24 protein-coding genes and 1 pseudogene are annotated in these 25321 nt (G+C 72.0%); 17 read left to right on the forward strand and 8 right to left on the reverse strand.

All coding sequences use genetic code 11. From position 1 onward, the window contains the following. Positions 1-207: 207 nt before the first annotated feature. Positions 208-834 (reverse strand): TetR/AcrR family transcriptional regulator, encoded by a 627-nt coding sequence (locus ACIQNG_RS38280; protein WP_401491732.1) that lies wholly within the window; start codon positions 832-834, stop codon positions 208-210. A gap of 103 nt (positions 835-937) precedes the next feature. Here ACIQNG_RS38280 and ACIQNG_RS38285 point away from each other — a divergent pair, with 103 nt between their 5' ends. The 12 genes from ACIQNG_RS38285 (at position 938) to ACIQNG_RS38340 (ending at position 12004) form a co-directional block, all read left to right on the forward strand. After that, positions 938-1357 carry a VOC family protein gene (locus tag ACIQNG_RS38285; protein ID WP_401491734.1) on the forward strand — a complete coding sequence of 140 codons (420 nt, stop codon included), beginning with the start codon at positions 938-940 and terminating at the stop codon, positions 1355-1357. Between the two features lie 102 nt (positions 1358-1459). Beyond that, positions 1460-1891, forward strand: coding sequence for a WXG100 family type VII secretion target (locus ACIQNG_RS38290; RefSeq protein WP_401491735.1), 432 nt, complete (start codon positions 1460-1462; stop codon positions 1889-1891). Positions 1892-1932: 41 nt separating this feature from the next. Further along, positions 1933-2259, forward strand: coding sequence for a WXG100 family type VII secretion target (locus ACIQNG_RS38295; protein WP_401441400.1), 327 nt, complete (start codon positions 1933-1935; stop codon positions 2257-2259). After that, a complete protein-coding gene (locus ACIQNG_RS38300; protein ID WP_401491736.1) occupies positions 2259-4010 on the forward strand; it encodes an RNase A-like domain-containing protein in 1752 nt (583 codons plus the stop codon). Before ACIQNG_RS38295 ends, ACIQNG_RS38300 begins: the two co-directional genes overlap by 1 nt. Positions 4011-4028: 18 nt before the next feature. Beyond that, the gene (locus ACIQNG_RS38305) at positions 4029-4592 is read left to right on the forward strand and encodes a hypothetical protein (protein ID WP_401491738.1); all 564 of its coding nucleotides are present in this window, start codon (positions 4029-4031) and stop codon (positions 4590-4592) included. Positions 4593-4642: 50 nt separating this feature from the next. Next, positions 4643-4942: an RNase A-like domain-containing protein gene (locus ACIQNG_RS38310; RefSeq protein WP_401491740.1), complete on the forward strand. Its 300-nt coding sequence runs from the start codon at positions 4643-4645 to the stop codon at positions 4940-4942. A gap of 50 nt (positions 4943-4992) precedes the next feature. Next, positions 4993-5646: a contact-dependent growth inhibition system immunity protein gene (locus ACIQNG_RS38315; protein ID WP_401491742.1), complete on the forward strand. Its 654-nt coding sequence runs from the start codon at positions 4993-4995 to the stop codon at positions 5644-5646. Between the two features lie 60 nt (positions 5647-5706). Beyond that, the gene (locus ACIQNG_RS38320) at positions 5707-6522 is read left to right on the forward strand and encodes a hypothetical protein (RefSeq protein WP_401491744.1); all 816 of its coding nucleotides are present in this window, start codon (positions 5707-5709) and stop codon (positions 6520-6522) included. Between the two features lie 374 nt (positions 6523-6896). Beyond that, positions 6897-7991: a response regulator gene (locus ACIQNG_RS38325; protein ID WP_401441412.1), complete on the forward strand. Its 1095-nt coding sequence runs from the start codon at positions 6897-6899 to the stop codon at positions 7989-7991. A 159-nt stretch (positions 7992-8150) separates the two neighbouring features. Beyond that, positions 8151-9305 (forward strand): acyltransferase family protein, encoded by a 1155-nt coding sequence (locus ACIQNG_RS38330; RefSeq protein ID WP_401491746.1) that lies wholly within the window; start codon positions 8151-8153, stop codon positions 9303-9305. 213 nt (positions 9306-9518) lie between these two features. After that, positions 9519-10988: a hemolysin family protein gene (locus ACIQNG_RS38335; protein WP_401491748.1), complete on the forward strand. Its 1470-nt coding sequence runs from the start codon at positions 9519-9521 to the stop codon at positions 10986-10988. Continuing rightward, complete coding sequence (locus ACIQNG_RS38340; RefSeq protein ID WP_401491750.1) at positions 10985-12004, forward strand: hemolysin family protein; 1020 nt, start codon at positions 10985-10987, stop codon at positions 12002-12004. Before ACIQNG_RS38335 ends, ACIQNG_RS38340 begins: the two co-directional genes overlap by 4 nt. A gap of 59 nt (positions 12005-12063) precedes the next feature. Here ACIQNG_RS38340 and ACIQNG_RS38345 read toward each other — a convergent pair whose 3' ends face one another. The 6 genes from ACIQNG_RS38345 to ACIQNG_RS38370 form a co-directional block, all read right to left on the reverse strand. Next, positions 12064-13455, reverse strand: a complete 1392-nt coding sequence (locus tag ACIQNG_RS38345) for a lanthionine synthetase LanC family protein (protein ID WP_401491752.1) — start codon at positions 13453-13455, stop codon at positions 12064-12066. 97 nt (positions 13456-13552) lie between these two features. Then, entirely contained in the window at positions 13553-13696 is a 144-nt protein-coding gene (locus ACIQNG_RS38350; protein WP_401491754.1) for a hypothetical protein, read from the reverse strand. 61 nt (positions 13697-13757) lie between these two features. Further along, complete coding sequence (locus tag ACIQNG_RS38355) at positions 13758-13901, reverse strand: hypothetical protein (protein ID WP_401491756.1); 144 nt, start codon at positions 13899-13901, stop codon at positions 13758-13760. A gap of 90 nt (positions 13902-13991) precedes the next feature. Then, complete coding sequence (locus tag ACIQNG_RS38360) at positions 13992-16934, reverse strand: lantibiotic dehydratase (RefSeq protein WP_401491758.1); 2943 nt, start codon at positions 16932-16934, stop codon at positions 13992-13994. Between the two features lie 6 nt (positions 16935-16940). Further along, complete coding sequence (locus ACIQNG_RS38365) at positions 16941-17975, reverse strand: thiopeptide-type bacteriocin biosynthesis protein (protein WP_401491760.1); 1035 nt, start codon at positions 17973-17975, stop codon at positions 16941-16943. Positions 17976-18501: 526 nt separating this feature from the next. Further along, positions 18502-19920, reverse strand: a complete 1419-nt coding sequence (locus ACIQNG_RS38370; protein WP_401491762.1) for a DUF2252 domain-containing protein — start codon at positions 19918-19920, stop codon at positions 18502-18504. 264 nt (positions 19921-20184) lie between these two features. On the opposite strand from ACIQNG_RS38370, the gene ACIQNG_RS38375 reads away from it, so the two are divergent. Together ACIQNG_RS38375 and ACIQNG_RS38380 are read left to right on the forward strand one after the other, a co-directional pair. Beyond that, positions 20185-20958: a DUF1775 domain-containing protein gene (locus ACIQNG_RS38375; protein ID WP_401491764.1), complete on the forward strand. Its 774-nt coding sequence runs from the start codon at positions 20185-20187 to the stop codon at positions 20956-20958. A 199-nt stretch (positions 20959-21157) separates the two neighbouring features. Further along, complete coding sequence (locus ACIQNG_RS38380; RefSeq protein WP_401491766.1) at positions 21158-22393, forward strand: threonine/serine exporter family protein; 1236 nt, start codon at positions 21158-21160, stop codon at positions 22391-22393. A gap of 104 nt (positions 22394-22497) precedes the next feature. Here the strand turns inward: ACIQNG_RS38380 and ACIQNG_RS38385 are convergent, their stop codons facing one another. Next, complete coding sequence (locus tag ACIQNG_RS38385) at positions 22498-23217, reverse strand: HNH endonuclease family protein (RefSeq protein WP_401441434.1); 720 nt, start codon at positions 23215-23217, stop codon at positions 22498-22500. Between the two features lie 407 nt (positions 23218-23624). On the opposite strand from ACIQNG_RS38385, the gene ACIQNG_RS38390 reads away from it, so the two are divergent. The 3 genes and pseudogenes from ACIQNG_RS38390 to ACIQNG_RS38400 form a co-directional block, all read left to right on the forward strand. Next, a complete protein-coding gene (locus ACIQNG_RS38390; protein ID WP_401491770.1) occupies positions 23625-24149 on the forward strand; it encodes a hypothetical protein in 525 nt (174 codons plus the stop codon). An 82-nt stretch (positions 24150-24231) separates the two neighbouring features. Next, entirely contained in the window at positions 24232-25086 is an 855-nt protein-coding gene (locus ACIQNG_RS38395) for a DUF4097 family beta strand repeat-containing protein (protein WP_401491768.1), read from the forward strand. 82 nt (positions 25087-25168) lie between these two features. Then, positions 25169-25321: pseudogene (locus ACIQNG_RS38400) on the forward strand (ABC transporter); the annotation flags it as partial.

Genomic DNA, 25321 nt, shown 5'->3' on the forward strand with positions numbered 1-25321 from the left:
TCACCACCACCGCCGCCAGCCCGTCCGGCACCGCCGCCCGCAGATCCGACCCCAGACCCACCCGCTCCACCGGACGCCGCTCCCGCACCGACCTCGCTGACCTGCTGCTGCCGGCCGCCGTCTCCGGCGGTATCTCTGTCGACATCGTGGGGACTCCCTGATACGCAGACGACCTGGCCTGTTTCAGGGGTCGGACGGGGAGGGCGTTCAGTTCCCGGCGATCGGTGACCAGTTCGAACCGATCCGCAGTCCCTCCAGCAGTTCCCCCAGCGCCCTTCTCGTGCGGTCGAGGTCCGCCGGGTCGGGTGAGGTCGCCAGCCAGAGGGCCGCTTCGTTCATGGCGCCGGAGAGCAAGTGGGCCAGGGGGGCGACGGGTTGCGGGGCGATGAGTCCCGCGTCGGCCACGGCGGTGAGGGCGTCGGCGAGATGGCGGGCGGACGCGGCCTCGTCCATGGCACGCCACTCACCCCAGCCGAGTACGGCGGGGCCGTCGACCAGCATGATGCGCTGGACCGCGGGGTCGGTCGCGGCGGTGAGGAACTCCTGGCAGCCGACCGTGAGTTGGCGCCAGGGATCGTCCTCGGCGTCGGCGGCCCGCGCCACCCTCAGGCCGACCTCCTGCTGCACCTCTTCGAGGACCGCGCGGAAGACCTCGGGCTTGCCGGAGAAGTGGTGGTAGAGGGCGCCTTTGGTGACCCCGGCGGCCTCCACGATCTGGGCCAGCCCGACGGCGGCGTAACCGTGCTCGGCGAACAACCGCCGCGCCTGCCCGAGCAACGTCTGCCGGGTCAGCTCCCGCTGCCGCGCCCGCACCCCGCCCTGCCCCGTGGCCATCGCCCTCACCACCTGGTCCCTTCCCTCACTCCCACATTGACATACCGATGGTACGCCAATACCTTCATTCACATACCGACGGTACGCGAAACGAGGTTCCCTGATGAAACCGACCAGCTTCTACCCGGTGATCGGCACAGCCCGGCTCACCGAGTCCCATGACTTCTACACCCGCCTCCTGGGCTTCGAGGCGACCTTCGTCTCCGACTGGTACATCAGCCTGCGCCACACCGCCGCCCCCGCGAGCGAACTCGCCCTCCTCGACCACACCCACCCCACCTGGCCGGAGAGCCACCGCGCCGTCGCCCGCGGCATGCTGCTCAACATCGAGGTCGAGGACGTCGACGCCGAGTGGGACCGCCTCGTCGGCCGCGAGGGCCTCCACCCCGTCCTGGACCTGCGCACCGAGGACTTCGGCCAACGCCACTTCATCGTGGCCGACCCCAACGACATCCTGATCGACCTCATCACCCCCACCCCACCGACGGAGGAGTACGCGACCCAGTACACGGACATCGGGTGAGTCACTGGCTTCGCCCACCCCACAGCCGCCGTCGATCGTAGGATCGTCACAAGAGCCAAGTGGGTGTGTGCGAAGCCGATGTGACGGGAGACGGAGCGCGACATGGGAGTGCCCGGAGTGGGTGGGGGACCGCAGGCCGGCGCCGATCTGCGGGTGTCCGCGGAAGACCTCACCAAACTCGCCGACGACCTGGACGACATGCAGGACCACCTCGACCGGCAGGTCCGGCGCATGGACGCGGTCGTGGACCGCGTCGAGGCGGGCTGGCAGGGCCCGGCGGCCACCGTGTACCGGAACTTCCACCGCGCGGCCACCGAGGACGCCGTACGCATCCGCGAAGTGATGAAGCTGCTGGAGGAGGCCGTACGGCTGAGCCGTGACGGCTTCTCGCAGGACGACCTCGACGTGCTCGCCCGGATCCGGCGGATCCAGGTGGACGTCAAGAGCGAGGTGGACCGGCTGTCGACGCCGAACACCGACGCGCCCGCGACGGCCCCGGCCCCGGCGCCGCGCAGCAGCCTCGACGACCTCTAGTCCCACCTCCCACAGGAACACAGAGTCACCACAGGGGGATCATGCCTACCGGCGCCGCACCCGACCCGAACGCGCAGGACCACATCTCCGTCTCCTTCGGCACCCTGGACGAACTGGCCGGGGAACTGGAGGACATCCTCAGAGGGCTCAACAGCAAGCTGGACGGGCTCTACGACCGTGCCGTCCCGGTCGTGCTGTCCTGGCGGGGCGAGGCCCGCGAGATCTTCGTGGACAAGCTGGACGAGTGGGACCGCTCCGCACAGGATCTCCAGGCGGCCCAGGCGTGGCTGCACGCGGTGGTGACCAGCGGGCACGCCGACTACGCGGACACGCATCAGGCGGTGCTGCGGGGCTGGGGCGGCGCCTGATGGCCGACCGACTGCCCTCGGACGAGGAGCGCGCCCAGGAACAACGCGCCGGCCGGCCCCCGTCCCGCCCCAGAGGCCCGGACGGGTTCGACGTACAGCCGCAGCACACGTACTACACCGCGCTCGTCGTACGGGACGGTCAGTTCGACTACGACAAGGGCGCCAAGGCGCTGGTCGACGTGCTGAACGGCTACAGCCAGTCGGCGGGCACCGGCTGGGGTGCCGACGAGTTCTCGGCGGCGTACAAGTCGGTGAACGAGAAGTTCCTGGAACTGTGGGCGAAGAGCGTGCTCAGCGTGGGTGGCGTGGCCGTCGGTCTGACGGACACCACCAACAAGTACGTGCAGGCCGACTGGCGGGCCGGCCAGATGCACGGTCCGCCGCCCCGCGACAAGGAGCCGCCCGCCGTCATCCAGAACCAGCCCCGGTACGGCCCGGTCAACGACATCAAGTGGACCGGCACCGGGGAGGACGCGGACTCCTGGGCCATCTCCGGCGTCCTCGGCGAGATACCCGACTTCCTCGCCGACGTCATCCGCCCGGCGATCGAACACGGCCTGCGGCTCGGCAAGATGCACGAGATCACACCCGGCGCCAGGGACGAGGACTTCAAGGCGATGGCGGGCGCCTGGCGGGACGCCGAGAAGAAGGCGAAGGCCGCGTCGGACGACTTCAACAAAGCCATCAAGTACATCACCGACAGCGGTGGCAACGACGAGTGGCAGGGCGCGATGAAGGCGTTCTGCCAGACCATCTGGGGCACCACGGAGTGGGGCAGGACCTACGACGAGCAGGGCAACCGGGCCTCGATGGGCCGCAGCTGGAAGACGAACCGGGCCGTCGTCCCGGCGAAGCAGCGGCCGATCATCGAGATCCTCCGCAACACGGCGGACGTCGTGCAGCAGTCCCTCGACCAGTTGGCCGAGATGCGGAACAAGACGGCGGACAAGACGACCCAGCTCGCGGTGGACGCCACCAAGGCCACGGTGAAGGACCTGACCGTCGGGCTCGACTTCTTCGAGCTGACCCGGCTCACCGCGACGCTCGCCTTCGGCGAGATCGTGATGACCTTCCGCTCGCACATGGACAAGGGGGCCGCCGACGAGGCGGTGGAGGCGTACCACCAGGCGTTCAGCGCCGCCGCGACCACGCTGAAGGGGCTGGAGACCGAGCTGGACGAGGCACTGCTCAGCGTGCCGACGTTCCAGGCACAGGCGGCCCGCGCCGCGGCGTACGGCGGGCGCACCCTGAACGACTTCAAGAAGGAACACAGCTGGCAGCGGTCGGAGAGCCCGGGACCGTACAAGTACAGCCTCGATCTGGCGACCGAGGAGGAACTGTACGGTGGGCACAGCATCGACAAGCATGTGGGGTTGACGGACGAGCAGCTGACGCAGAGGTTGCGGGACGAGGCGGGCGGGCAGGGCAAGGTGGATATTCCCGCGGCTTCCACCTTCACAGACCTGGAGTCGGCCCAGTATTACACCCAGCACAATATCCGTACCAATACGTCGGACATCGATGCCTGGATTCAAGGACCGCCGCCGCCGACGCCGGGTGCGCGAAAGGATTTCTTCGTGGATTCGGTACCCTCCGGACCCATGGGAGTTCCGGCGGTCACAGGACGCACGGCACCGGTGGTGGACGACGCGCCCACACCGCCGAGGGACGCTCATGGCGTGTCCACCGTGCTCAAGTACGAACCGAGTCTGGACCCGCCGTTCGTCGTCCTGACCTCCATGCCCAAGTGATGAATGAGGAGACCGGTGGTGACCGAACTCGACGAGCGGACGTGGTCCGACGCCCTCGACATGTACGCACGGCGGACGACGGTCGCCAAGGTGACGAGCAGGGAGCACGAGAACTGGGTGCTCGACGTACGCACCTTGATGCGGGGTGACACCTCCGACGTCCGCGGCTGGCGCACGGTCGACCGTTGGGAGGGCGAGTTCGAAAGACTCGATGAACCGTCCTACCCCTTCGCCGTTCCTCCGGACCTCATCACGACGGCAGACCTCGAAAAGGGTTATCTCCATGAGATCCCGCGCACTTCGGCCGAACGATTCCTGGTCGCCCTTTCCACACCCTGGATCAACGTTCAGGAGGAATCGGACTTCGAGGAGCGCAGGGAGGAACTCGAAGCGAAAGCCCGAATCATTCTGTCACGCTTTCCGGACGGTTCGCATTTCTACGCCAACACCGGGCACGGCAGCGAGAAGCGCGACTACTATCAGCGTGTTTCCGAGTGGTACCCCTTTTCCGTACGGACCTACGACTTCGGAATGTTCCTCGTCTCGGAGACAGAGGTCGGGATGGTCTGGTCGTTCCGCTGATGTGACGCGATCCGATGTCCGACCGCCCGGCCTTCCCTGGAGGTGTCCCCTTGCGCACCCGTACCGCCACCTACCCCGACCGTGCGACCGCCCAGTGGGCGACCCAGCACGTGGTCACCCGTAACGAACAGCTCATCCATGGCTGGCTGGCGCGGTCCACCCGGCCGCGGCTGACCATCGAGGCCGCGTGGCCGTCGCGGGAGGAGCCGGTGGGGCGGGTGCTGCTCCAGGCGATGGCACTGGCCGGCCGGGGCACGGTCGACGTCCGTGCCGCCCGGGTCGTGCTGCGCCGCGAACCGTCCGCCGCACACGGGTTCGCCGTGCACGCCAGCTTCCCTGTCTACCTGTGATGCCCCTCCCTCACTGATGCCCGTCCCCCCGTGAAAGCAGTGGACCCGCCGTGGCGCTGACCCCCCTTGAACACGACCGCCGTTACGGCGAGTTGGACCAGGTCCTGCGTGCGTACGCCGGTCAGCCGGCCGACGACACCGAGGAGAAGCCGAGCCGGGCCCTCACCGCCTACCTGCGGCACACCTGGCACACCCGCCCCTGGGCGCTCGCCGTGGCCGAGTCCCAGTTGCGCGAGTACGCCCGCAATCCACCGGGGCGGCTGAGAGTGCGGCTCGGGGAGTTCTACGCCCTGCCCGATGTCGGGCTGCCCGACGGGGAACTCCTGGACTGGCTGACGGTGCTCGCCGACCACGTCCGGCACAGTGTGGAGGAGGGTCTGGCCCCGCCCCCCGCCGTGCCCGCCACCCACTGGGAGTGGAACGCCCGCTTCCCTGAGCTGGGGCAGTTGCTCGGGGGATGGTTCTCGCAGGACATGCCCGACGAGTTCGAGGACCATGACGCCGCCGTGGACGACTACCGGGCGACCACCGACCCCCACCTGGTGGCCCGTACCGTCGGTGAGCTGCGGGAACTGCTCGCCCTGAAGCTCGACGAACCGGCGTACGCGCTGGCCGTCGCCGAGCTGGGCATGGAGGTCGACCCGCCCGCGCCGTACGCGCCGGGCGGCTGGCTCGCGCTCCTTGCCGGGCGGCTCGAACGCTGACCCGGTGTCGTGCCGCGTGTCGTAGCTCCGGGGGCCGTCGGGCGTCCTGAGACTGGCTTCATGAGCGATGTGCCGTCGGACAGCGGCTCGCGGTCCCGTTCCGCGCACACGGTGCTGATGGCGGTGCTCCTCGCGGTGCCGGTGCTGAAGCTGGCCTGGACGCTGGGGGGCGGGGACGCGGCCCGGGACACGCTCGTGGCGATGGGGCCCGGCAACTGGGTGGACGTCCCCATCGGGCTGTTCCTCACCGAGCCGCTGCTCGCGACGGTGCTGGTGGTCGTCGTCTCCCGCACCACCTACGCCTACTTCGCCGCCCGCGGCGGTGCCGCCCGCCACCAGGACACCCGTACCTCGGCCACCGCCGCCACCGCGACCGTCGTCCCGGCCGCCCTGGGTGTGGTGGTGGGCGCGTTCAACGGCCTGGCGTGGGGGCTGGCGGCGGGGCTGCTGTCGTACGTCCTGCGGGTCGGTGTGATGGTCGAGTACGGCACCGGACGCCGCTCCCACTCCACCGGGCGCCGCACCGGCCGCCCGGCCACCACCCTCGCCGAGCGCACCGCCGACGGGCTCCGCGCGGTCGGCCTGGTGCTCGCCCTCGCCGTCCTGCCCTTCCTCGCCGTGACGGCGGCGCTCGACGGCCGTTCCTGGACCGGTGTCCTGACGTGCGACACCGACTCGGGCACCGGCCCCCACCGCACCCGGCTCATCGAACTCGGCCGGGTGGGCAACGGCGTCGTCGGCTGGGACCTCATGGCCGACCAGGTCGTCAACGCCGTCGACTGCGCCACCTACGACAATGACGTCATCCGACCGCCCTGGTGGCGTGACCAGGGGGAACCCGGCGCCGCCGGCGGACCGCCCCACCGGCCGCTCTGACCTCGCACGCGTTGCCGCAACACCCGCAACGCACCGCCCCTGTTGCCGGTTTGCCGGATGACCGGCGCAACGGACGCGGCTGCCGTCAGTGTGTGGCCATCGCGCGGCCCGCCCGTCGGGGGCGTGCCGTCCGGCCGGCGTACGGCCGGGGTCGGGAAGGTGGGTTTCGATGGTCCGGACACTTCAGGCACTTCAGGCACTACGACCATGCCGGGCACTATGGCCCCTCCAGGTGCTGTGGCCCTCTCGGTCACCGCGGCCCATGCGGCTGTTCCCGTCACTACGGTTGCCTCTGTCACTGAATGCCGTATTCGTACTGTTATGGGTAGTGGCCCCGTTGTGCTTCTGCCTGGCCGCGGCCCGCGGGGGTCGGCATGCCTGAACTGCGCCCCCTCCCCCAGGACCTGACCCCGCAGGCCCGCGCACTGGCCACGGCGCTGCGGGAACTGTTCGAGGGGCTGGATGTGTCGGTGCGCCGGTACGCGGCCCGTCGGCTGCGGGACGCCGGCACCATCTCCCGCTACCTCAGCGGCACCCGGGTGCCGCCCTGGGAGGTGGTGATGGACCTGTTCACCGATGTCGCCGAGCACCGCGGCATGGCCGCCACCCCGGACGCCCTCGACCTCGTACGACGGCTGCACCGGGCGGCCGTGGAGACCAGCGCCTCACCCCGGCACGCGGTCGAGGTCCTGGAGCAGCAGCTCGCCGAGGCCGACCGGGTCTCCCGCCGCTCCACCGCGCGCGGCGACGCGCTGGGCGACGCGCTGCTGGACCGCAAGCACCGCATCGCCGACCTGGAGGTGCGGCTGAACCAGCTGGAGGCGGAGTGGAGCGCGGAACGGCTGCGCGCCGAACGCCTCGCCGCGGCCAACCCCGACGTCCCCGATCTGCTGCACGAGCGCGACCGGTTGCAGGAGGAGGTCTGCCGGCTCTCCGCCCAGCTCCACGACGCCGAGCGGCAGCGCGACGAGGCCGAACAGCGCTGCACCCTGCTCGAACGGCAACTGGAGGCGGTGGAGGAGGTGCGGACCGCGTCCGCCGCCGTGCCCCCGGCCGTCCCCCAGGCCATGCCCAAGGTGCTCATCGTCGACGACCAGCCGGACAATCTGCTGGCCATGACCGCCGTCCTCGCCACCCTCGACCAGGAACTGGTCGCCGTCCCGTCCGGCCGCGAAGCCCTCAAGGCGCTCCTCGGGCACGACGACTTCGCCGTGATCATCATGGACATCCAGATGCCCGACATGGACGGCTACGAGACCGCCGCCCACATCAAGCGCCGCCCCCGCACCCGTGACGTGCCCATCATCTTCCTCACCGCCATGGGCACCGACCCCGAGCACTCCGCCCGCGGCTACGCGGCCGGCGCGGTCGACTACATCGGCAAGCCCTTCGACCCCTGGGTCCTGCGCGCCAAGGTCGCCGTGTTCACCGGCATCTACCTGGAGCAGCGCCGCCCCCAGCACCGCTGATTTCGGCCACTTTCCCGGCGCCCGGTTTACGGACCTCTGGATCGGCAAGGCGGACGGGATGCCTCCGCTCCAGTTCACAGCCGTAACTTACGTAAGACGTGAATCAGCCCCTTCAGGTTGCTCGGGCACACGTCGGTTCCCCGTGGAGTGGGGTGAGGGGTGAGCGACACCACGACCACTACGACCACTACGGCCACTACGGCCACTACGAGCCCGACGGCCGCCGCTGTCCGCGCGGACCGGGCCGCCGTCCGCGAGCGGGCACCCCTTGCCGGGCGGGGCGCCGACGCGGGGGCCAAGGAGCGGGACCCCTTCTTCGACAACGCGAAGTACCTGGCGATCGTGCTGGTGGTGATGGGGCACGCCTGGGAGCCGCTGCGCTCCGAGAGCCGGGCCGTCACCGCGCTCTACACCTTCGTCTACGCCTTCCACATGCCCGCCTTCATCGTGATCTCCGGGTACTTCTCGCGCGGCTTCGACGCCAGCCCGGCGAAGATCAAACGGCTGCTCACCGGGGTCGTCGTCCCGTACGTCGTGTTCGAGACGGCGTACACGCTCTTCACCCGGTGGAGCGACGGTGAGCCGGACCGCGCGATCAGCCTGCTGGACCCGCTGTACCTGACCTGGTTCCTGGCCGCGCTGTTCATCTGGCGGCTGACGACACCCATCTGGCAGCGGGTGCGCCGGCCGCTGCCGATCGCGCTGGCCGTCGCCTCCCTGGCCACGCTCTCCCCGGACATCGGCGCCGATCTGGACCTCCAGCGCGCACTCCAGTTCCTGCCGTACTTCGTCCTGGGGCTGTGTCTGAAACCGGAGCACTTCCGGCTCGTGCGGCGCCGGGCCGCCCGGCTGGCCGCCCTCCCCGTCCTGCTGGCCGCGCTGGTGTTCTCCTACTGGGCGGTGCCCCGGATGGACTACGCCTGGTTCTTCCACCACTCCGCCGCCGAGGAGTTCGCCGTGCCCGCCTGGTACGGCCCGCTGATGACGCTCGCCCTGTTCGCCTGCTCGATGACACTGGTCGCCTGCTTCCTCGCCCTGGTGCCGGGGCGCCGCACCTGGTTCACGGCACTGGGCGCGGGCACGCTCTACGCCTATCTGCTGCACGGCTTCTTCATCCAGGCCGCCAACCACTGGGAGTGGTCCCGCCATGACTGGTTCCATCAGCCGATCGGGGCGATCACCGTCTCCGTCATCGGCGCCGTCCTCGGGACGCTGCTGTGCACCGCCCCCGTACGCACCATGTTCCGGAGTGTGATCGAACCCCGGATGAGCTGGGCGTTCCGGGACAGCGGCACGGGACGCGGCGGACGCTGACCAGGCCGGGCGGCCGAGGTTCCCCCAGGTGACGCCGGTGTCCCGCGCGCCCCGGGAACCTCGGTGTGGCCAGAATCGTTTGCTTGATTCCACAGCAAACCGAGGAGCAGCCGCCTTGTCCGCCAGATCGACGGACCCCTCGGGGCACAGTCCCCGACCATCCCGCCACCAGACACCTGAACCCGAACACGGCACCCGGCGGGGTGGTGTCCGATGAGTGCCGTGGAGGCATGGCTGGGTCTGCTGGCCGTACTCGTCCTCACCGCCGGGACCGGATACTTCGTCGCCCAGGAGTTCGCCTACGTCTCCGCCGACCGGCTCGCGCTGGCCCGCCAGGCGGCGACCGGCGACCGCGGGGCCGCCCGCGCGCTGAAGGTGCTGGAGCGCCTTTCGTTTATGCTGTCGGGCGCCCAGCTCGGTATCACCGTCACCGGACTGGTCGTCGGCTTCATCGCCGAACCGTCCGTCTCCGCCCTGCTGGGCCCCGTACTGACCGGCGTCGGTGTCCCCGAGGGCGCCGTCGGCCCGATCTCCGTGGTGCTCGCCTTCGTCGGCGCCACCGTCGTCCAGATGGTGCTGGGCGAACTGGCGCCGAAGAACCTCGCCATCGCCGTGCCCGACCGGCTCGCCAAGTCCCTGGCCGCCTCGACACTGGCGTATCTGAAGGTCGTGGGCCCGCTGGTGCGGATCTTCGACGGCTCCGCCAATCGGCTGCTGCGCCGCGTCGGCATCGAGCCCGTCGAGGAACTGCACCACGGCGCCACCCTGGAGGAGCTGGGGCATCTGATCGGCGAGTCCCATCAGCAGGGCGAACTGCCCAAGGACACCGCCGCCCTGCTGGACCACGCCCTGGAGTTCTCCGAGCGCACCCTGGACGAGGTGATGGTGCCGCGCGCCGACGCGGTCTTCGTGCGCGAGGGCGCCTCCGCCGCCGAGACCGTCCATCTGATCGCCCGGCACGGGCACTCCAACTACCCCGTCCTCGGCGACCACCCGGACGACGTGGCCGGGGTGCTCGGGGTGCGGGAGCTGATGGCCCTGCCCGCCGAGCGGATGGCCGGCTCCCGCGCGGGCACCCTCGCCCGGCGCCCGCTGCTGCTGCCCGACACCCTGCCGCTGCCCGAGGCCGTGGAGCGGATGCGGCAGCAGGACGACGAGTTCGCGGTCGTCCTGGACGAACACGGGGGAGTGGCCGGGATCGTGACGTACGAGGACATCGCGGAGGAACTGGTCGGTGACATCGCCGACGAGTCCGACACGGTCATCGCACCCGCCGTCGCCGACGGCCCGGGCGGCTGGCTGGTGGACGCCCGCCGCCGCCTGGACGAGATCGCCGAGGCCACCGGCGTGGAACTGCCCGAGGAGGAGGACTACGACACCGTCGCCGGGCTGATCGTGGACCGCCTCGGCCGCTTCCCCGCGATCGGCGACCGGCTCACCGTCGCCCTGGCGGACGGCGGCCGGGCCGAGATCGAGGTCCGCACCCTCGACCGCCATGTCCCCGAACGGATCCGCCTTCGGTACCGGGCGCCGGAGCCGGGGCAGGAACCACCTGCCTCCCCGTCACCGCCGTCACCGTCGCCGTCATCGCCGTCATCGCCGTCATCGCCGTCATCGTCGCCGTCATCGCCGTCATCGTCGCCGTCGGCGTCGTCCGGGCCGGGGTCGGAGGAGCAGGCATGAGCTTCCCCATGGCGCTCTTCGTCACCGTGCTGCTGCTGATCGGCAGCGGGTTCTTCGTCGCGGCCGAGTTCGCGCTGGTCGCCGCCCGGCGGCATCGCATCGAGAAGGCCGTCGCCCAGGGACAGCGCGGAGCCAAGGCCGCGCTCGCCGGAATGCGCGAGCTGTCCCTGATGCTGGCGGGCGCCCAGCTCGGCATCACCGTGTGCACCCTGGGCCTGGGCTCCGTGTCCAAGCCCGCGATCTCGCACGAACTCGACCCGCTGCTGCACCGCCTGGGACTGCCCAGCGCGCTCAGCTACGGCATCGCGTTCGCCGTGGCGATGATCGTCGTGGTGTTCCTGCACATGGTGGTCGGCGAGATGGCCCCCAAGTCCTGGGCCATCGCCCACCCCGAGCGCTCGGCGATGCTGCTCTCGCCGCCCTTCCGCGCCGTGGTCAAGGTCGTACGGCCGCTGATCCGGCTGCTGAACCGGATCAGCAACGCGCTGGTACGGCTGTGCCGGGTCACCCCGCGCGACGAGCTGGACTCCGTGCACAACCGGGAGCAGCTCACCCATCTCGTCGTGGAGTCCCATCGGCTCGGCCTGATCAGCGAGGCCGACTCCGAACTGCTCACCCGCTCACTGACCGAGCCCGACACCCCGGTCGGCCCGCTCCAGATCCCGGCCGGCGAGATCACCTCGGTCGACGCGGACGCCGGGATCGAGACCGTGCTGCGGGTGGCCTCCGCCAGCGACCGCACCCGGCTGCTGGTCCGTGACGGTACGACCGTCCTGGGCTCCATCCACGCCCGGGACGCCCTGGTCGCCCGCGCTCAGGGCCGTACGGCGGACGCGCGCGCCCTGGCCCGTCCGGTGCCGGAGCTGACCGCCGACACCACCGTCGCCGACGCGATCGACCTGCTGCGGAGCCGGCGGGCCTCGCTGGGTGTCGTACGCGACGGCTCCGGCCGGCTGACGGGGATGGTGAGCCTGGACGATCTGCTGTCCCGCTTCCTCCAGCCGCAGACCGCCTGACGGGCCGGGGCGCGGCGGCAGGTCGGCGCAGGCCGCGGGTCAGCGCAGGCCCAGCAGGGTCAGCGCAGGCCCAGCAGGGTCGTCCAGTCCCGCCGGGCGGGTGGCCCCGCCCCGGGTGCGGCGGTGAGCAGCGCGCACAGCACGCCCGTGGCGCCGCCCAGCAGGCCCATGTCCTGTCCGGCGAGGGTGGTGACCTCGTCCAGGCGATCCGTCAGGTGGGTGGTCAGCCGGGTGCGCAGGGCCGCCGCCGCGGGGTGGTGGGCGTGGCGGTGGAAGGCGTCGGCGACGGCGAGGACACCGGCCGCGCCGTGGCAGCAGCCGAGGCGGTCGGTGGGCTCGTCGCCGTAGAGGTGGAAGGTCTCGTCGTACGCCTCGCACAGGGTGGTGAAGGCCGCCGCCGCCCACGCGGCGCTCTCCTGGTCGCCGACGGCGTCGGCCGCGTCCCACAGGGCCCAGCTGACGCCGGGGGCGCCGTAGCACCATGCCTGGCGGGCACGGGCGCCGGGGGCGGGGGGCTCGTCCAGTCCGGCGCCGTCCCAGCTCCGGACGGAGCGGGCGTCGGTGAAGGACTGGCGGATCAGCCATCGGCAGACGGTGCGGATCGCCTCGGTGACGGCGGGGCGGGCGGGGCTCGGCGGGTGGTCGGGGGTGGTGCGCCGGGCCGTGGCGGTGAGGGCGGTGAGCAGTCCGGCGACGCCGTGGCCCATGCCGGTGTTGACGCGGCCTTCGAGCCAGTCGAGCTGGGGGAACCGCTCCTGGCGGCCGGCGCGCAGCCGCCGTAGGTCGGGGTCCCCGCAGAGCAGGGTGAGGTGCGCGACGTGGGCGGCGGGCACGGTGGGGGGCCGTGTGCCGAGGAGGAGGGCGTGCAGGGTGCCGGCCGGGCCCACGATCAGGTCGTAGTCGGTGATGCCGACCTCGTCCCGGCGCCAGGCGGGGTCGGTGGGCGGGGTGGCGAGGTGCTGGTGCAGCCGGTCGGCGACGGTGTGCAGCGCGGGGTGGACGCGGGCGCCGAGGCGGAGTCCGGCGAGGGTTCCGGCGAGGCCGCCGCTGAAGAGGCCGGGGTGTCCGGCGCCGCGTCCGGCGGTCCGTACCCAGGAGGCGACGGCCCGCGCGGCGACGGCGGCGGTCTCATCGGCGTCGACATCGCTGCCGACGTCGCTGTCGACATCGGCATCGACGTCGGCACCGGCATCGGCATCGGCATCGGCATGGCCGTCGTCGTGGCCGTCGTCGTGGCCGTCGTCGTGGTGACCGGGGTGGAGCAGGGCGGCGAGGGCGGGGACTCCGGCGTCGGCGGGGTCGAGGGCGGAGGCCGGGGCGGGGGCCTCCCTCCGTTCCGTCCAGTCCTTGAGGATCTGTACGGCCAGGGCCGTGGCCGTGGCCCGGACGCCCGGGTCGGGGGGCGCGGGGGTGGGGGTGGGCGTGGGGGTGGGCGTGGAGGCCGTGGTCATGGAACGTCGCTCCGGTCGGTGGGGGCCGCTGTCCCGCGGTGGCATGGGGCGGGTGCGCCACCGGCGAGCGCCGGAGACGCACCCGTGTGACAGCGGATCAGCAGATGCCGATGACGCTACAGACCAGGATGGTGCAGATACCGACCGTGCTCGCGGAAGCCTCGGCGAGTTCGGTGTCGGTGATGCGGGTCTCCAGGTCGGTGATGAGGTTGTCCAGTTCGCTGGCGTCGATGGACGGCATGGTGTTCTCCCTTGTGGTCCTCAGCCTTTCGGCGGTGGGCGGTCCTGGTGGATCCGGCGGGTCAGCAGATGCCGATGACGCTGCACACGACGAGGGTGCAGATGCCGACCGTGTTGGGCGCGGCCTCGGCCAGCTCCGTGTCGGTGATGCGGGTCTCCAGGTCGGTGATGAGGTTGTCCAGCTCGCTGGCGTCGATGGACGGCATGGTGTTCTCCCTGTGTTTCGGCGGTTGGCGGTTCTGTCGGTGTTGCCGACCCCGGCGCGTGCAGTCGGTGCGTGGCCGGGGCGTACGGGGTCAGCCGCGCAGGGCGGCCGATGCCCTCTCGACCAGGGTGTCGAGGGCGTGGGGTGATCTCAGGAGCAGTTGGGCGGCGACGGTGGCGTGGTCGCCGGGGTGGGCGCGGTCGTGCAGGAGGTGCGCGCCCGGCGCGGGGAGGGCCTCTTCCAGCAGGAGCCCGGAGCCGCCGCCGTCCTGGGCGCGGAGGCGGTCGATCGTGCGCAGGGCGGGCAGCGCGGCGAGGTCCACCGGGGTCTGCGGGCCGTCCGCGCCCGTCCGTACGAAGCCGAACCGGGGCAGCCCGGCCGTGTCCCGCAGGGCCGCGAGGCGCAGCACCTTGTCGCGGTCGGTGTCGTCGGGGTGCCACAGGTCCGCCTCCGGGATCCGGTGGACCGCCGGGCTGACGACCAGCCGGCCGCCGACGCTCAGCCGGGGCACCCGGCGGGCCCCGGGGAAGGCCCCCGCCAGTCCGTCGAGCCGCAGGAAGGTGCCGGTGCCGGGGTGCCGGGCCGCCAGCAGGACCCGCAGGAGCCGGTCGTACGGCGGTACGGGGGTGCGGGTGGCGTGGTGGACGGGGACGATGCGCCGCCCGTCCGCCTCGGCGATGATCCGGGTGCCGTCGCGCCGCAGGGTGATGCGGTCGAGGGGGATGTACCGGGCGCCGGTGAGGGCGGTGGTGCCGTGGTACGGCGCCGGATCCGGGTCGCCGGTCCACCAGGAGGTCAGCCGGGGCCGGCGGACCGCGTTGGCGGCGCGTTCGGCGAGGGGCGGGATGAGGAGTTCCACGAAGCGGACGTCGGCGGCGCGTTCGACGGCGGCGATGAAGTCGCGGTAGCGCGCGGTGTTGTCGTACCCGCCGGTGAGGGCAGCCAGGGTGTCGGCGAACCGGGCGTCCATGACGCCGGTCGGGGACAGGGACTCCAGGACGGCGAGGGGGGTCGCCGGGCCATAGGGGTGGCCGGCGTCCAGGGGTCGTAGGAGACAGTCCATGGGCCAGGTCGGCGTCGACTCGTCCGCGGTGGGGGCGCCCAGTTCGTCGAGGAGCGCGTCGTCGATGTCCAGCGTCGGCACCGACTCCATGTCCGGCCTCTTGCCCGACTTGTTGTCCGGCCTCTTGCCCGGCTCGTTGTCCGGCCTCTCGTCCGGCTCGTTGTCCGCTGCGTTGTCCGCTGCGTTGTCCGGTCCGTCGTCCAGTCGGTCGCGGAGCAGGTCGAGGAGGCGGGCGTAGCCGGAGCCGGGGGTGCGGGCGGGGTGCCAGCCGTCGTAGGCGGGCCGGAACTGGAGCGGGGTGGGGCGGTCGCCCGCCGCCCGTTCCCTGTCCCGTTCCTCAAGGCTTTCGAGGAAGGCGCTGAGGGGGCGGGGCTCGCTGTCGAGTCCGGGGAGCGGGTCGGGCGGGGCGGTGGGGGGCGTCGGTCCGTCGGCGTCGCGGTCGGCGCGGCGCAGGGCGGCGAGGCGGGCGGCGGTACGCAGGGCGGTGTGTACGGCGTCCACGGTCCGGGTGGGGACGGTGAGCGGCCGGTGGTCGGCGGTCTCGGCCCGCCGGTAGGAGTCGAGGAACCAGTCGGCGGGGACGCCGCTGCTCGCGCCGGGCCAGGGGGTGGGGTGCGGCAGGACCGCGCCGGGGGCGACGACGAGGGCGGGGGCGGTCCAGCCGCCGTGCACACGGTGGGGCGGGGCGCACGCCTCCAGGACGCCGAGGCGGTGGAGGTGGGCGAGGAACCCGCGGAGCGCCCGCCGGGCGGTCTCGGCGCGTTCGCCCGTCGCCCCGGTCCCGTCGACCAGTTCGGCCTCGATCTCCCCGACCGGCCTCGGTCCCGCCGCCAGCCGGGCCATCACGGCGTCCAGCGCGCGGGTGCGGGCCAGTTGGATACGGCGCAGGGTGCCGGGGTTGGCGGGGTCGAGGACGTCGTAGCGCAGGTGGGTGGCGACGGGGGGTTCCCCGGACGGGGGAGACGGCGTTCCTCCGGTGGCCTCGGTGACCTCGGTGACCTCGGCCGACGTGAAGTGGAGCGGTGTCGGGGCGATCACGGTCGTGGGCGCGGCCGTGGTGAGGTCGAGGGCGCTGAGCCGGGCGCGGAGGGTGTGGACGTTGTGGGAGACCTCGGCGGCCAGGTCGGTGAGGGTGGCGCCGGGGGCGAGGAGGGGGAGGAGGGGGAGGGGGCTCGATGGGCTGAGGGGGTCTGTTGGGCTCAGGGGGTCTGTTGGGCTCAGGGGGTCTGTTGGGCTCAGGGGGAGGAGGGCGATCTGGCCCACCCAGTCACGTGGGGTCGTCTTGACGGCGGCTCTCGCCAGCGCGCGCCACAGGAAGGTGCAGCTCTTGCGGAGGCGGGCGGTGGACCAGTGCTCGCCCCGGGCGAGGCGGCGTTTCGCGGTCTCGGTGAGTTCGGGGGCGGTGCTGTCCAGGAAGACGCCCATGACGGGGTGGGTGCGGACCAGGTCCCAGCAGAGTTCGCCGACCCGTTCCCACTCCTCGGTCGTGGCGGCGGCGAGCGCCTCGTACTCCCCGGTGAGGGTCTGCTGGATGTCGTGGAGGTCCCGGGCCTCGCGGCGGAGGGCGTCGGGCACCTCGGTGATCCGGTCGAGGAGCCGACAGTCGGAGGGGTCGGGCGCGCTGCCGGAGTGCAGCCGGCGGCGCAGGGCGAGCACCGCGCCTCGGTAGGGGGTGTTCGGGGGGAGTCCGGGTACGACGGTGGTGCCGAGGAGGTCGGCGAGGGTCCGGGCCCGGTCGGCGAGGCGGCGACGGCCCCGCTGATGGGCGGCGGCCCGCTCGAAGAGCCGGGGGCTGCCCGCGGCGGCCCAGGCGGAGGCGGGCATCCCGGCGACCCGGAGGAGCGCGGTCGCGGCGGGGCGGACGTAGGGGCGGGTCGCCGGGGCGGAGGCGTCGGGGCCGGTCGCCGGGGCGGAGGCGTCAAGGTCGGCCACTCGGTCGGTCATCTCGGCACGGTCGGTCATCTCGGTCATCTCGGCTCACCTCCCCACCGGGTGGGAGCGGGTGACGCCCTCGCTCACCAGTGCCTGGGTCAGCAGCTTCTGGAGGGCCGCCGAGAAACGGGCCCGGTTCCAGTGAAAGATCACGCAGTACGCGGCGGCGCGGCGCGGTCCGGTCACCTCGGCGGCCCCGGTGTCGAAGAAGTCGGTGCGCCAGGTGCGGCCCGCCTGGCGGATCGCGGCGCGGTGGGCGTCCACGGAGGCGCGCAGGGTGACGGGGAGATGGGCCGTCAACACGTCGCGGTCCAGACGCCAGTAGCGCTGGATTCCGGCAACGGCCTTGGAGAGCCCGCCGGTTCGGGAGGAACCGTCCTCCTCCTCGTTCAGGTCGCGGCCCGCCTCGTGCTGGAGGGTCTCCCACACGCCCCGGTGTTCCCAGCCGAGAATGCCGAGCCCTTCGATCAGTTCCCGCAGCAGCATGAGCGAATAACGCCAGTCCGTGAGAGCGGCCGGTCGGTCGGCGTGGTACTGGAGCCAGGCGAGGGAATCGGCGGTGAAGAGGGAGTGCACCCAGGGCAACGCGTCGGGGCCGCCGAAGAGATATCCCTCGGGTTCGTAGACCCCGCGCTGCGAGATACCGAAGATTTCCGGGTGGGCGGCGATGCGCCGGGCCAGCAGAAGATAGAGCGCGTTACGGTCGTGCGGGCCGGGAGCCTGGAAACGTACACGCATTCCCGGGGGTTTATGCATGAAGAAGAAGTTGGTGGCGGCTCCGGAATCCAGGGTGTCCGCGGCGATCTCCGCGAGGCGGGCGTAGAGGTCGGGGACCAGCCGGGTACCCGGCGCGACATTCACCTGCACCCAGCCCGCGCCGGCCCGGTCGGCCTGGATCGCGGCCAGTCCGGCGGCGAGGAACCGGTGCCGCGCCTCCCGGTATCCGGGCGCGCCCGGGGTGAGAGGAACCGAGCCGAGGCTGGACTCGCGGGCGTCGTACAGACAATCGACGAGAAACTCCTCCAACGGAATCTGCGGAATCTTCGGGATCTGCGGAATCTTCGGGACCTGCGGGATCATTTGGCGCCCCACCCCCTTTCTCAGGAAATCGACTTTCGTCCGGAATCGCCTATTGACGAGCTTCCCCGAGATTCACTCACCCGAAAAGCGCGACTTTGAGACATGAAAACTCGACACCCCTGGATTAACAAAACTTCAGAATCCCCGGAATTATCTTCATATTTGAGGCAGGGTGCCCGGAAAGAACAAAGGGATTCCACACCGGGAAAGCGAACGGATAAACGCCCCAGAAATCACAGAGAGCCGGAACGGTCTCGCGCGACCCCGCACCCCCCACTCACACCCCCACAGCACTCCCGGACCATCGACACCTCTGTTCACAGAGACCACCGACTGTCACTCACCCCCACTCCCCGCCGAATGACGCGTTCTCGACTACCAAAATGTCCGGCAAGTGGTATGGACGGAGGGACTGCCGGGCGATCACGGGGGGCTGGGATGACCACGTACGGCCGCACGGACAGCGAAGGGGACGAACTGACGGAGAGGCGGGGCGGAGCTTCCTCGTCGAGACGGCGGAGGAGTCTCAGAGGCTCTCCGCCCGGATCCGGCCCGTCCGGTGGGCCGCTTCCAGCGCGGCGAAGTCGCGTTCGTTCTGGTCGGCGTACGCCTGGCCGAACTCGGCCAGGGCGCGGTCGAAACGGTCGCTGGTGCCGAGGTAGGCGGCGAGGGCGACGGGGTCGCCGGAGCGGGCGTGGGCGCGGGCCAGGGAGGCGCCGCAGATCCGGCCGAAGAGGGCCATGAGCCGCGGGTCCATGGTCTCGGGGCGGGCGATGCCCTTCCAGTCCCAGAGCTGTCGTACGTAGAAGTCCCGGGGCTGTCCGTCCAGGCCCGTCAGATGGGTCCAGCCCAGGAAGATGTCGCTGCTGGTCTGGATCAGGTGCTGGCCCGTGACCACCCTGCGGCCCTCGTTGTCGTAGCGCTCGGCGTGTTCGGCCGGGGTGTGCTCGGCCAGGACCGACTCCCCGGCCTCCTTCGCCTGGAGCAGCAGGGGATCGTCGTCGTCGCGGCCGAGCAGCAGCACGATCCAGCAGCGGGTGCCGACGCTGCCGACGCCGACCACCTTCCGCGCGATGTCCACCAGGCGGTAGTGGCGCAGCAGATGCCGCCGGTCCGGCGGGAGGCTGCGGGCGTACGACTCCAGGAGCGTCCTCAGCTCCTGCTCCCGGCCCTCCTCCTTCGGGTCCGCCCTGAGCTGGTCGAGCGGGGTGACGAGCGGCGGGTCGGAGGCGATCCGGCGGCCCTCGGCCGTGACGTGGGTGAGCTTCTCGAAGGCCCGCAGGCTGGTACGCGTACGGGCCCGTTCCGCCGCCCGCCGGGTGCGCCGGACCGACTCCGCGTCCGCGGACGGTCCGGCCAGCTCGCGCACCCGGTCGGTGTCGTCCTGCGCGTACCAGATGTCCAGGGTGCGCATCCCGGCGAACTCCCGCATCCGCTCGCGGTAGGAGCGTACGCACTCCCGTACCAGCCGGTTCTGCTCCTTGAGCGTGAAGCCGTTGGCCCGGCCGGCGGTCACCAGGCCGGACGCCAGCCGTTTCACGTCCCATTCGAAGGGGCCGGGGTACGTCTCGTCGAAGTCGTTGATGTCGAAGACCAGCCGGCGTTCCGGGGAGGCGAGCAGCCGGAAGTTGAGGGGGTGCGCGTCTCCGCAGAGCTGTACGCCGAGACCGGTGTCCGGTACGGCGCCCAGGTCCGACGCCATGATGGTCGCCGCGCCCCGGTAGAAGCGGAACGGGGACTCCAACATGCGGCCGTAGCGGACCGGGACGAGTTCCTGGACCCGGGTCGCCGACTGCCGCTCGATCAGCTCGACCGGGTCGGGGCGGCCGGCCCGGGGCTCGTAGTGGGCGTGGCTCGACCGGGGGACGCGGGTGCGGGCCTGTCTGCCGTACGCCACGCGCTCCGACAGCGTCAGGGCGGCGGTGAAATCGCTCGCTGAGGGCATGATCCGGCCTCCCTGGGCCCGAAGGACACCCGTCCGGGCGTCCCGGTGGCCTCCGCTTCGATTCTCGCCCCATCGCCGGAGTGATGCCTCCGGATCTTGGCGGGGGCGGCAGCCGCCGGCCCTTTCTGCCGGGCAGGCATCCACGAGTGACGCAGATCACTCTCACCCGCCGGAACTCACGGGACGTCCGCTCCGACTACCTGCACGACCCACAGCCACAGGCCGGCGGGCCGGATACCGCCCATACACCCCCTCGGAGTCCCCGTGTCCCGTCCCCTCGGCACAGCGCGCACCACCGCCCGCACCGCCCCCACGGCTCGTACCGCGCGGCGGGTCTCCACCGTCGGCGCGCTCCTCGTGGCGGCGGTCTGCGCCGGTGCCGTTCCGGCGTTCGCCCACACCGAGGTCGAGGCAGAGGGCGCCCGTGCCCTCGCCGAGAACGTCACCCTGGACTTCCACGCCGCGTCGGAGTCCGACACCGCCGGTATCAGCAAGCTGGAGGTGATCCTCCCGAAGGGCCTCGCCCCCGCCGACATCGCGTACGAGGAGGGCCCCAAGGGCTGGACGTACGACACCACCAGCCGGGGCTGGACGGTGTCGGGGCCCGAGCTGGCCGTCGGCGCGAACGCGGAGTTCTCGGTGAAGGTGCGGCAGCTGCCGGACGCGAAGGAGCTGGTCTTCAAGACGCTCCAGTCGTACAGCGACGGCCGGGTGGACCGCTGGATCGAGCTGGACGACTCCGGGGACGACTCCGGCGGTCACGGCCACCCCGCCCCGGCGCTGAAGCTGGGCGCCGCCGAGCCCGGGGCCACGCCGATCGCCCCGAGCCCCTCCGGTGAGGCCACGTCCGCGGCCCCCTCCAGCGAGCCGCCGGCCGCGGCCGACTCGCCCTCCCCCGTCGCCGCCGGGAACGAGAAGGACGGCGGGGACGGGGGCCTGTCCCCGGCGGCCTGGACCGGCATCGGCGCCGCGGCGCTGCTGGTGCTGGGCGGCGCGGGCTGGTGGCTCAAGCGCCGCGACACGTCGCCCTCGACGTAGTGGACGCCCGATCGTCGTTTCCCTCCCACCCCTTCCGCCCCTCCCGCGCCACCCGCCCCTCTCACTCCCGCCTGCCGCCTGCCGCCTGCCCGACGCATCCGTGGGGAGGCGGCGCCACGCATCCGTCGGGGGGCGGCGTCCGAGATGCCGACCCCCGTCCCCCCGGGCACGCTGGAAGCTCTGCGGGAGGGAGGCGGGTGTGGAGCAGCGCGTGGTCGTGGACGTCGGCGACCTCACGGCGTTCCTGGCCCGGCTGACCGCTCTGATGCTGCGCGGTTCCGGTGAGGGCGCGCACCGGATCGGCCCGGCCGTGGCGGACAGTGCGCGGGCCTTCGGCGGCACGGCCTCCCTGCTCCTCGTACCGGACGCGGCCACCCTGACGGTCACCGCGTCCGACGGCCGCAGCCGTACCGTCACCGTCCACGGCTTCCCGGAGGTCTTCCGGCTGGACCGGGTCGCCGCGCTCAAGCCGCTGCTCGCCGAGGTACGGGAGGGCGGGACCACCCTCCCGGAGGCGGACCGGCGGCTGCGGGCGATCGAGCGGGCGCCCGCCCCGTACCCGTGGTGGCTGAAGTTCCTCGGCATCGTGCTGTTCTCGCTCGGCTTCGCCCCGCTGATGCAGCCCACCTGGTACGAGATCGGCACCACCGCCGTGCTGGGCGCGCTCGCGGCGGCGCTGGCGGTGGCCGCCGACCGGGTGCCCCGGCTGGCCCGCGTCCTGCCGCTGGTGGTGTCGGCCGCCGTCTCGGTCGTCACCGTCGAACTGTTCGCCCGCGACCCCGCGCACGGCGGCCCGGTGCTGCTGATGCTGCCGGCGTTGTTCTACTTCGTACCCGGTGACTATCTGAGCGCGGCGACGGCCGAGTTGTCCGCCGGGCTGATCACCACCGGCGCGGTCCGGCTGGTGTACTCCGTCTTCCTGCTGCTCCAGCTCTATCTCGGCGTACTGCTCGGCGTCATGGTCACCGGCACCTCCACCCGCGCCCTCTTCGACATCGCCGCGGTCGCCGATCTGCCGCGCTGGGCGCTGTTCCTGTCCTGGATCGTCTTCACGACCGGCACCCTGTTCGCCTTCGCGATCCCGCTGCGGTACTTCTGGCCGCTGCTGCTGCTCGTGTACGTCACCGTCGGGGTGCAGTCGGGGTTCACGAAGCTGATCGGGGAGGTGGGCGGTACCTTCGTCGCGGCGGTGGTGCTCGCCGCCGCGGCCACCGTGATCGCCCGCCGCCCGCACGGGCCGCCCCGGCTGATCCTGCTGCTCCCCGGCTTCTTCACCCTCACGGTCGGCTCCCTCGGCATGCGCGGTCTGACCGCCCTGGCTGGTGGCTACGTCGTCAAGGGCTTCGCCGATCTGCTCCAACTGGTCACCATCGTCACCGCCATCGCCGTCGGCCTGGTGGTGGGGAGTGTGCTGGCCCAGCCACGCACACCCTGAGCGGCGCCCCGGATCCCGCCCCTCCCCACGAGGCCCGCCCCCACGAGGCCCGCCACCGCGAGGCCCGCCACCGGCGAGGGCGGGCCACCGTGGTGGGCGTGGCTCTACGGCACCGGCTCGTACGTCACCGTCGTGCCCGCGCAGCCCCCCGCGAGGCGGCCGAGGGCGTCGGCTTCCGTGGTGTCGGCGGTGAGGTCCCAGCGCAGCTTGGTGGCGACCCACTCCGAGATGTAGCGGCAGGTGGCGTCGGAGGCCGGCGGCAGCCACTGGGCCGGGTCCTGGTCGGCCTTGCTGCGGTTGGAGGCGGCGGAGACGGCGATGAGGGAGGTCCGGGCGCCCTGGTCGTTGGCGTACGCCTCGCGGCGCGCGGCGGTCCACCCGGAGGCGCCGGAGTCCCACGCCTCGGCCAGCGGCACCATGTGGTCGATGTCCAGCGCGGACGCCGAGGTGAACGTCCGGTCGTCGTAGTACGACCACCAGCTCCCGCCCGAGATCTTGCACCCGGCGAGGACCGTCGGCGCCTCGACCGCCTCGGCGATCAGCACCTCGGCACGGGTGTTGCACCCGTCGGTGGCGTTCTCACCCGCGTTCCAGTGCTTGAAGCTCGTGCGCTTGTAGCCGTCCCGCACCTCACCGGCGAGCGGCAGGACGTGCACGGCGGCGGCGATGGGGAGGGTACGGGCGGCGCGGACTTCGCCGGCCTCCAGGACGGGTGCGCCGGTGGACGGCCGGCCGGGCTCGGCGGAACGCTCCTGCGCCTGGGCCGGGGCGGGTGCCGCGAGGGCCACCAGGAGGAGTGCGGACAGGGTCGCGGCGCGTCTCATATGAGTGATCACGCGTCGCAGGATTGACCCCGGGTCAACCTCTGGAGCGGCGCAACTCGAACGAGTGAGCCATCTGGGGGCCGGAGTTCACCGTACGGGTGCGCCTCTCGCCCTCCACGGGGGGTCGGGACCCGCCCCCCGGCCCTGATTGGCGCCTCCTGGCGCACCTTGGCGCCACGCAGCGAGCCTCACGCACCCCGCCCCCACCTGGGACTTCCCCGCACTCCCCCCGCACTCCCCCCTGGACGGAAGCGGCCGTGAGGGCGTGACGCCATGGAGGCCACGGTGACACCCGCGCTGACGCCGCACACTTTCCCCAGCTCAGAGCACCTGCGACCCACCCCGACCCACCCATGGCACCACCCAGGGGTTGCGCATGGCGCCATATTGGTGCCATGATGGCTCGCATGGACCTCACCCCGTACATCGACACCCTCCACCGCGCACTCGCGGTGGCCGTCGAGGCCGACGGCGAAGAAGCCCGCGAGCTGGCCGAGCGGCTCACCGCTCCCCTGGAGTCGGCGACCCGCCTGACCATGCTCAGCGTGCTCTCCGCCGCGATGGCCGAGGTCACCCGTGAACTCGCCCCCGGCTCGGTCGACGTACGGCTGCGCGGGCTCGACCCCGACTTCGTGGTGACGCCACCGCCCACCGACGGCGGAGCCCCCCTGGAGCGGGCCGCGCCCGTCGAAACGCCCCGGGACCCCGTCCCGGCGGACGGCCACGAGAGCGGCACCGCCCGGGTCAACCTGCGGCTGCCGACCCACCTCAAGGCCCACGCCGAGAAGGCCGCGGCCCGTGAGGGACTGTCGGTCAACGCGTGGCTGGTGCGGGTCGTGTCGGCCGCGGTCGACGGCGGCACCGCGCCCCGTACGACGGAGAAGACCCCGACGGGGAAGGTCGGACAGAACTACACCGGCTGGGTGCGCTGACCGCACACCACCGGGCGCCCCACCCACGCGTCCCACCTGCGAGGACGCACCACAACTCACAACTCACGAGGACGGTACAGCCATGCCTTCGTTCGCCACTCCCGGACCGATCTCGGCCACGACCCACGTGGAGGCCGGTTCCATCCGCTTCACCGCGGCCGACCGCCCCGACACCGTCGTCGAGGTGCTGCCCCACGACCCCGAGAAGGATCTGGACGTACGGACGGCCGAGCAGACCGAGGTCACCTGCGCGGGCGGCGTCCTCACCGTCCGCACGCCCAAGCCCACCCTCCTCGGCCGCACCGGCACCGTCGATGTGACGGTCGAACTGCCCACGGGCTCGGCCGTCGAGATGACCGGCGCCTGGACCCAGGTGCTCGGCGAGGGCCGGCTCGGCGACGTCCAAGTGCGGACCGCGTCCGGCGACGTACGCCTCGACACCACGGGAACGCTCCGGCTCAAGGCATCGCACGGCTCGATCACCGTGGACCGGGTCGAGGGCCGCGCCGAGATCACCACCAGCTCCGGCAGTCTGCGGGTCGGGCTGGTCGACGGGCCCGCCGTCCTCAAGAACTCCCACGGCACCACGACCGTCGGCGCCGCGATCGGCGAACTGACGGTGAACGGCGCCAAGGGCGACATCGAGATCCGCCGCGCCGAGGACTCGGTCACCGCCACCACCGCCCACGGCACCCTGCGCGTGGACGACGTGGTCCGTGGCACGGTCCGCCTGGAGACCGACTACGGCGCCATCGACGTCGGCGTCCGCGAGGGCACCGCCGCCTGGCTCGACGTCAGCTCGCACTCCGGCCAGGTCCGCAACAGGCTCACCGCGTCCGAGAGCCCCGACAAGGGCGACAGCACGGTCGAGACGGTCGAGATCCGCACCCGTACCCGGCACGGCAGCGTCGACATCCGCCGCGCCAGGGCCATCTGAACCCCACCGCCCCGCACGACGCCTCCGAGGCCCCGCACTCCCCCGTCACTTCATCACTTCAGCCCCGAACGGGAGCCGTCCCATGCCCGCTTCACCTTCCTCGCCTTCCTCCGCCCCGGCCGCCATCTCCGCCGTCGGACTGCGTAAGTCGTACGGCGAGAAGACCGTCCTGGACGGTATCGACCTCCACATCCCCGCCGGATCCGTGTTCGCACTCCTCGGACCCAACGGCGCC

The sequence above is a fragment of the Streptomyces sp. NPDC091377 genome (assembly GCF_044757045.1).
Classification (GTDB): Bacteria; Actinomycetota; Actinomycetes; order Streptomycetales; family Streptomycetaceae; genus Streptomyces.

Bases quoted from the DNA above. Each gene is read 5' to 3' on its own strand.
- ACIQNG_RS38335 (WP_401491748.1), top strand. From the start codon at position 9,519: ATGAGTGCCGTGGAGGCATGGCTGGGTCTGCTGGCCGTACTCGTCCTC.
- ACIQNG_RS38365 (WP_401491760.1), bottom strand. From the start codon at position 17,975: ATGATCCCGCAGGTCCCGAAGATTCCGCAGATCCCGAAGATTCCGCAG.
- ACIQNG_RS38295 (WP_401441400.1), top strand. From the start codon at position 1,933: ATGCCTACCGGCGCCGCACCCGACCCGAACGCGCAGGACCACATCTCC.
- ACIQNG_RS38285 (WP_401491734.1), top strand. From the start codon at position 938: ATGAAACCGACCAGCTTCTACCCGGTGATCGGCACAGCCCGGCTCACC.
- ACIQNG_RS38340 (WP_401491750.1), top strand. From the start codon at position 10,985: ATGAGCTTCCCCATGGCGCTCTTCGTCACCGTGCTGCTGCTGATCGGC.
- ACIQNG_RS38345 (WP_401491752.1), bottom strand. From the start codon at position 13,455: ATGACCACGGCCTCCACGCCCACCCCCACGCCCACCCCCACCCCCGCG.
- ACIQNG_RS38280 (WP_401491732.1), bottom strand. From the start codon at position 834: ATGGCCACGGGGCAGGGCGGGGTGCGGGCGCGGCAGCGGGAGCTGACC.
- ACIQNG_RS38300 (WP_401491736.1), top strand. From the start codon at position 2,259: ATGGCCGACCGACTGCCCTCGGACGAGGAGCGCGCCCAGGAACAACGC.
- ACIQNG_RS38360 (WP_401491758.1), bottom strand. From the start codon at position 16,934: ATGACCGAGATGACCGACCGTGCCGAGATGACCGACCGAGTGGCCGAC.
- ACIQNG_RS38390 (WP_401491770.1), top strand. From the start codon at position 23,625: ATGGACCTCACCCCGTACATCGACACCCTCCACCGCGCACTCGCGGTG.
- ACIQNG_RS38325 (WP_401441412.1), top strand. From the start codon at position 6,897: ATGCCTGAACTGCGCCCCCTCCCCCAGGACCTGACCCCGCAGGCCCGC.
- ACIQNG_RS38370 (WP_401491762.1), bottom strand. From the start codon at position 19,920: ATGCCCTCAGCGAGCGATTTCACCGCCGCCCTGACGCTGTCGGAGCGC.
- ACIQNG_RS38355 (WP_401491756.1), bottom strand. From the start codon at position 13,901: ATGCCGTCCATCGACGCCAGCGAGCTGGACAACCTCATCACCGACCTG.
- ACIQNG_RS38385 (WP_401441434.1), bottom strand. From the start codon at position 23,217: ATGAGACGCGCCGCGACCCTGTCCGCACTCCTCCTGGTGGCCCTCGCG.
- ACIQNG_RS38350 (WP_401491754.1), bottom strand. From the start codon at position 13,696: ATGCCGTCCATCGACGCCAGCGAACTGGACAACCTCATCACCGACCTG.
- ACIQNG_RS38395 (WP_401491768.1), top strand. From the start codon at position 24,232: ATGCCTTCGTTCGCCACTCCCGGACCGATCTCGGCCACGACCCACGTG.
- ACIQNG_RS38290 (WP_401491735.1), top strand. From the start codon at position 1,460: ATGGGAGTGCCCGGAGTGGGTGGGGGACCGCAGGCCGGCGCCGATCTG.
- ACIQNG_RS38320 (WP_401491744.1), top strand. From the start codon at position 5,707: ATGAGCGATGTGCCGTCGGACAGCGGCTCGCGGTCCCGTTCCGCGCAC.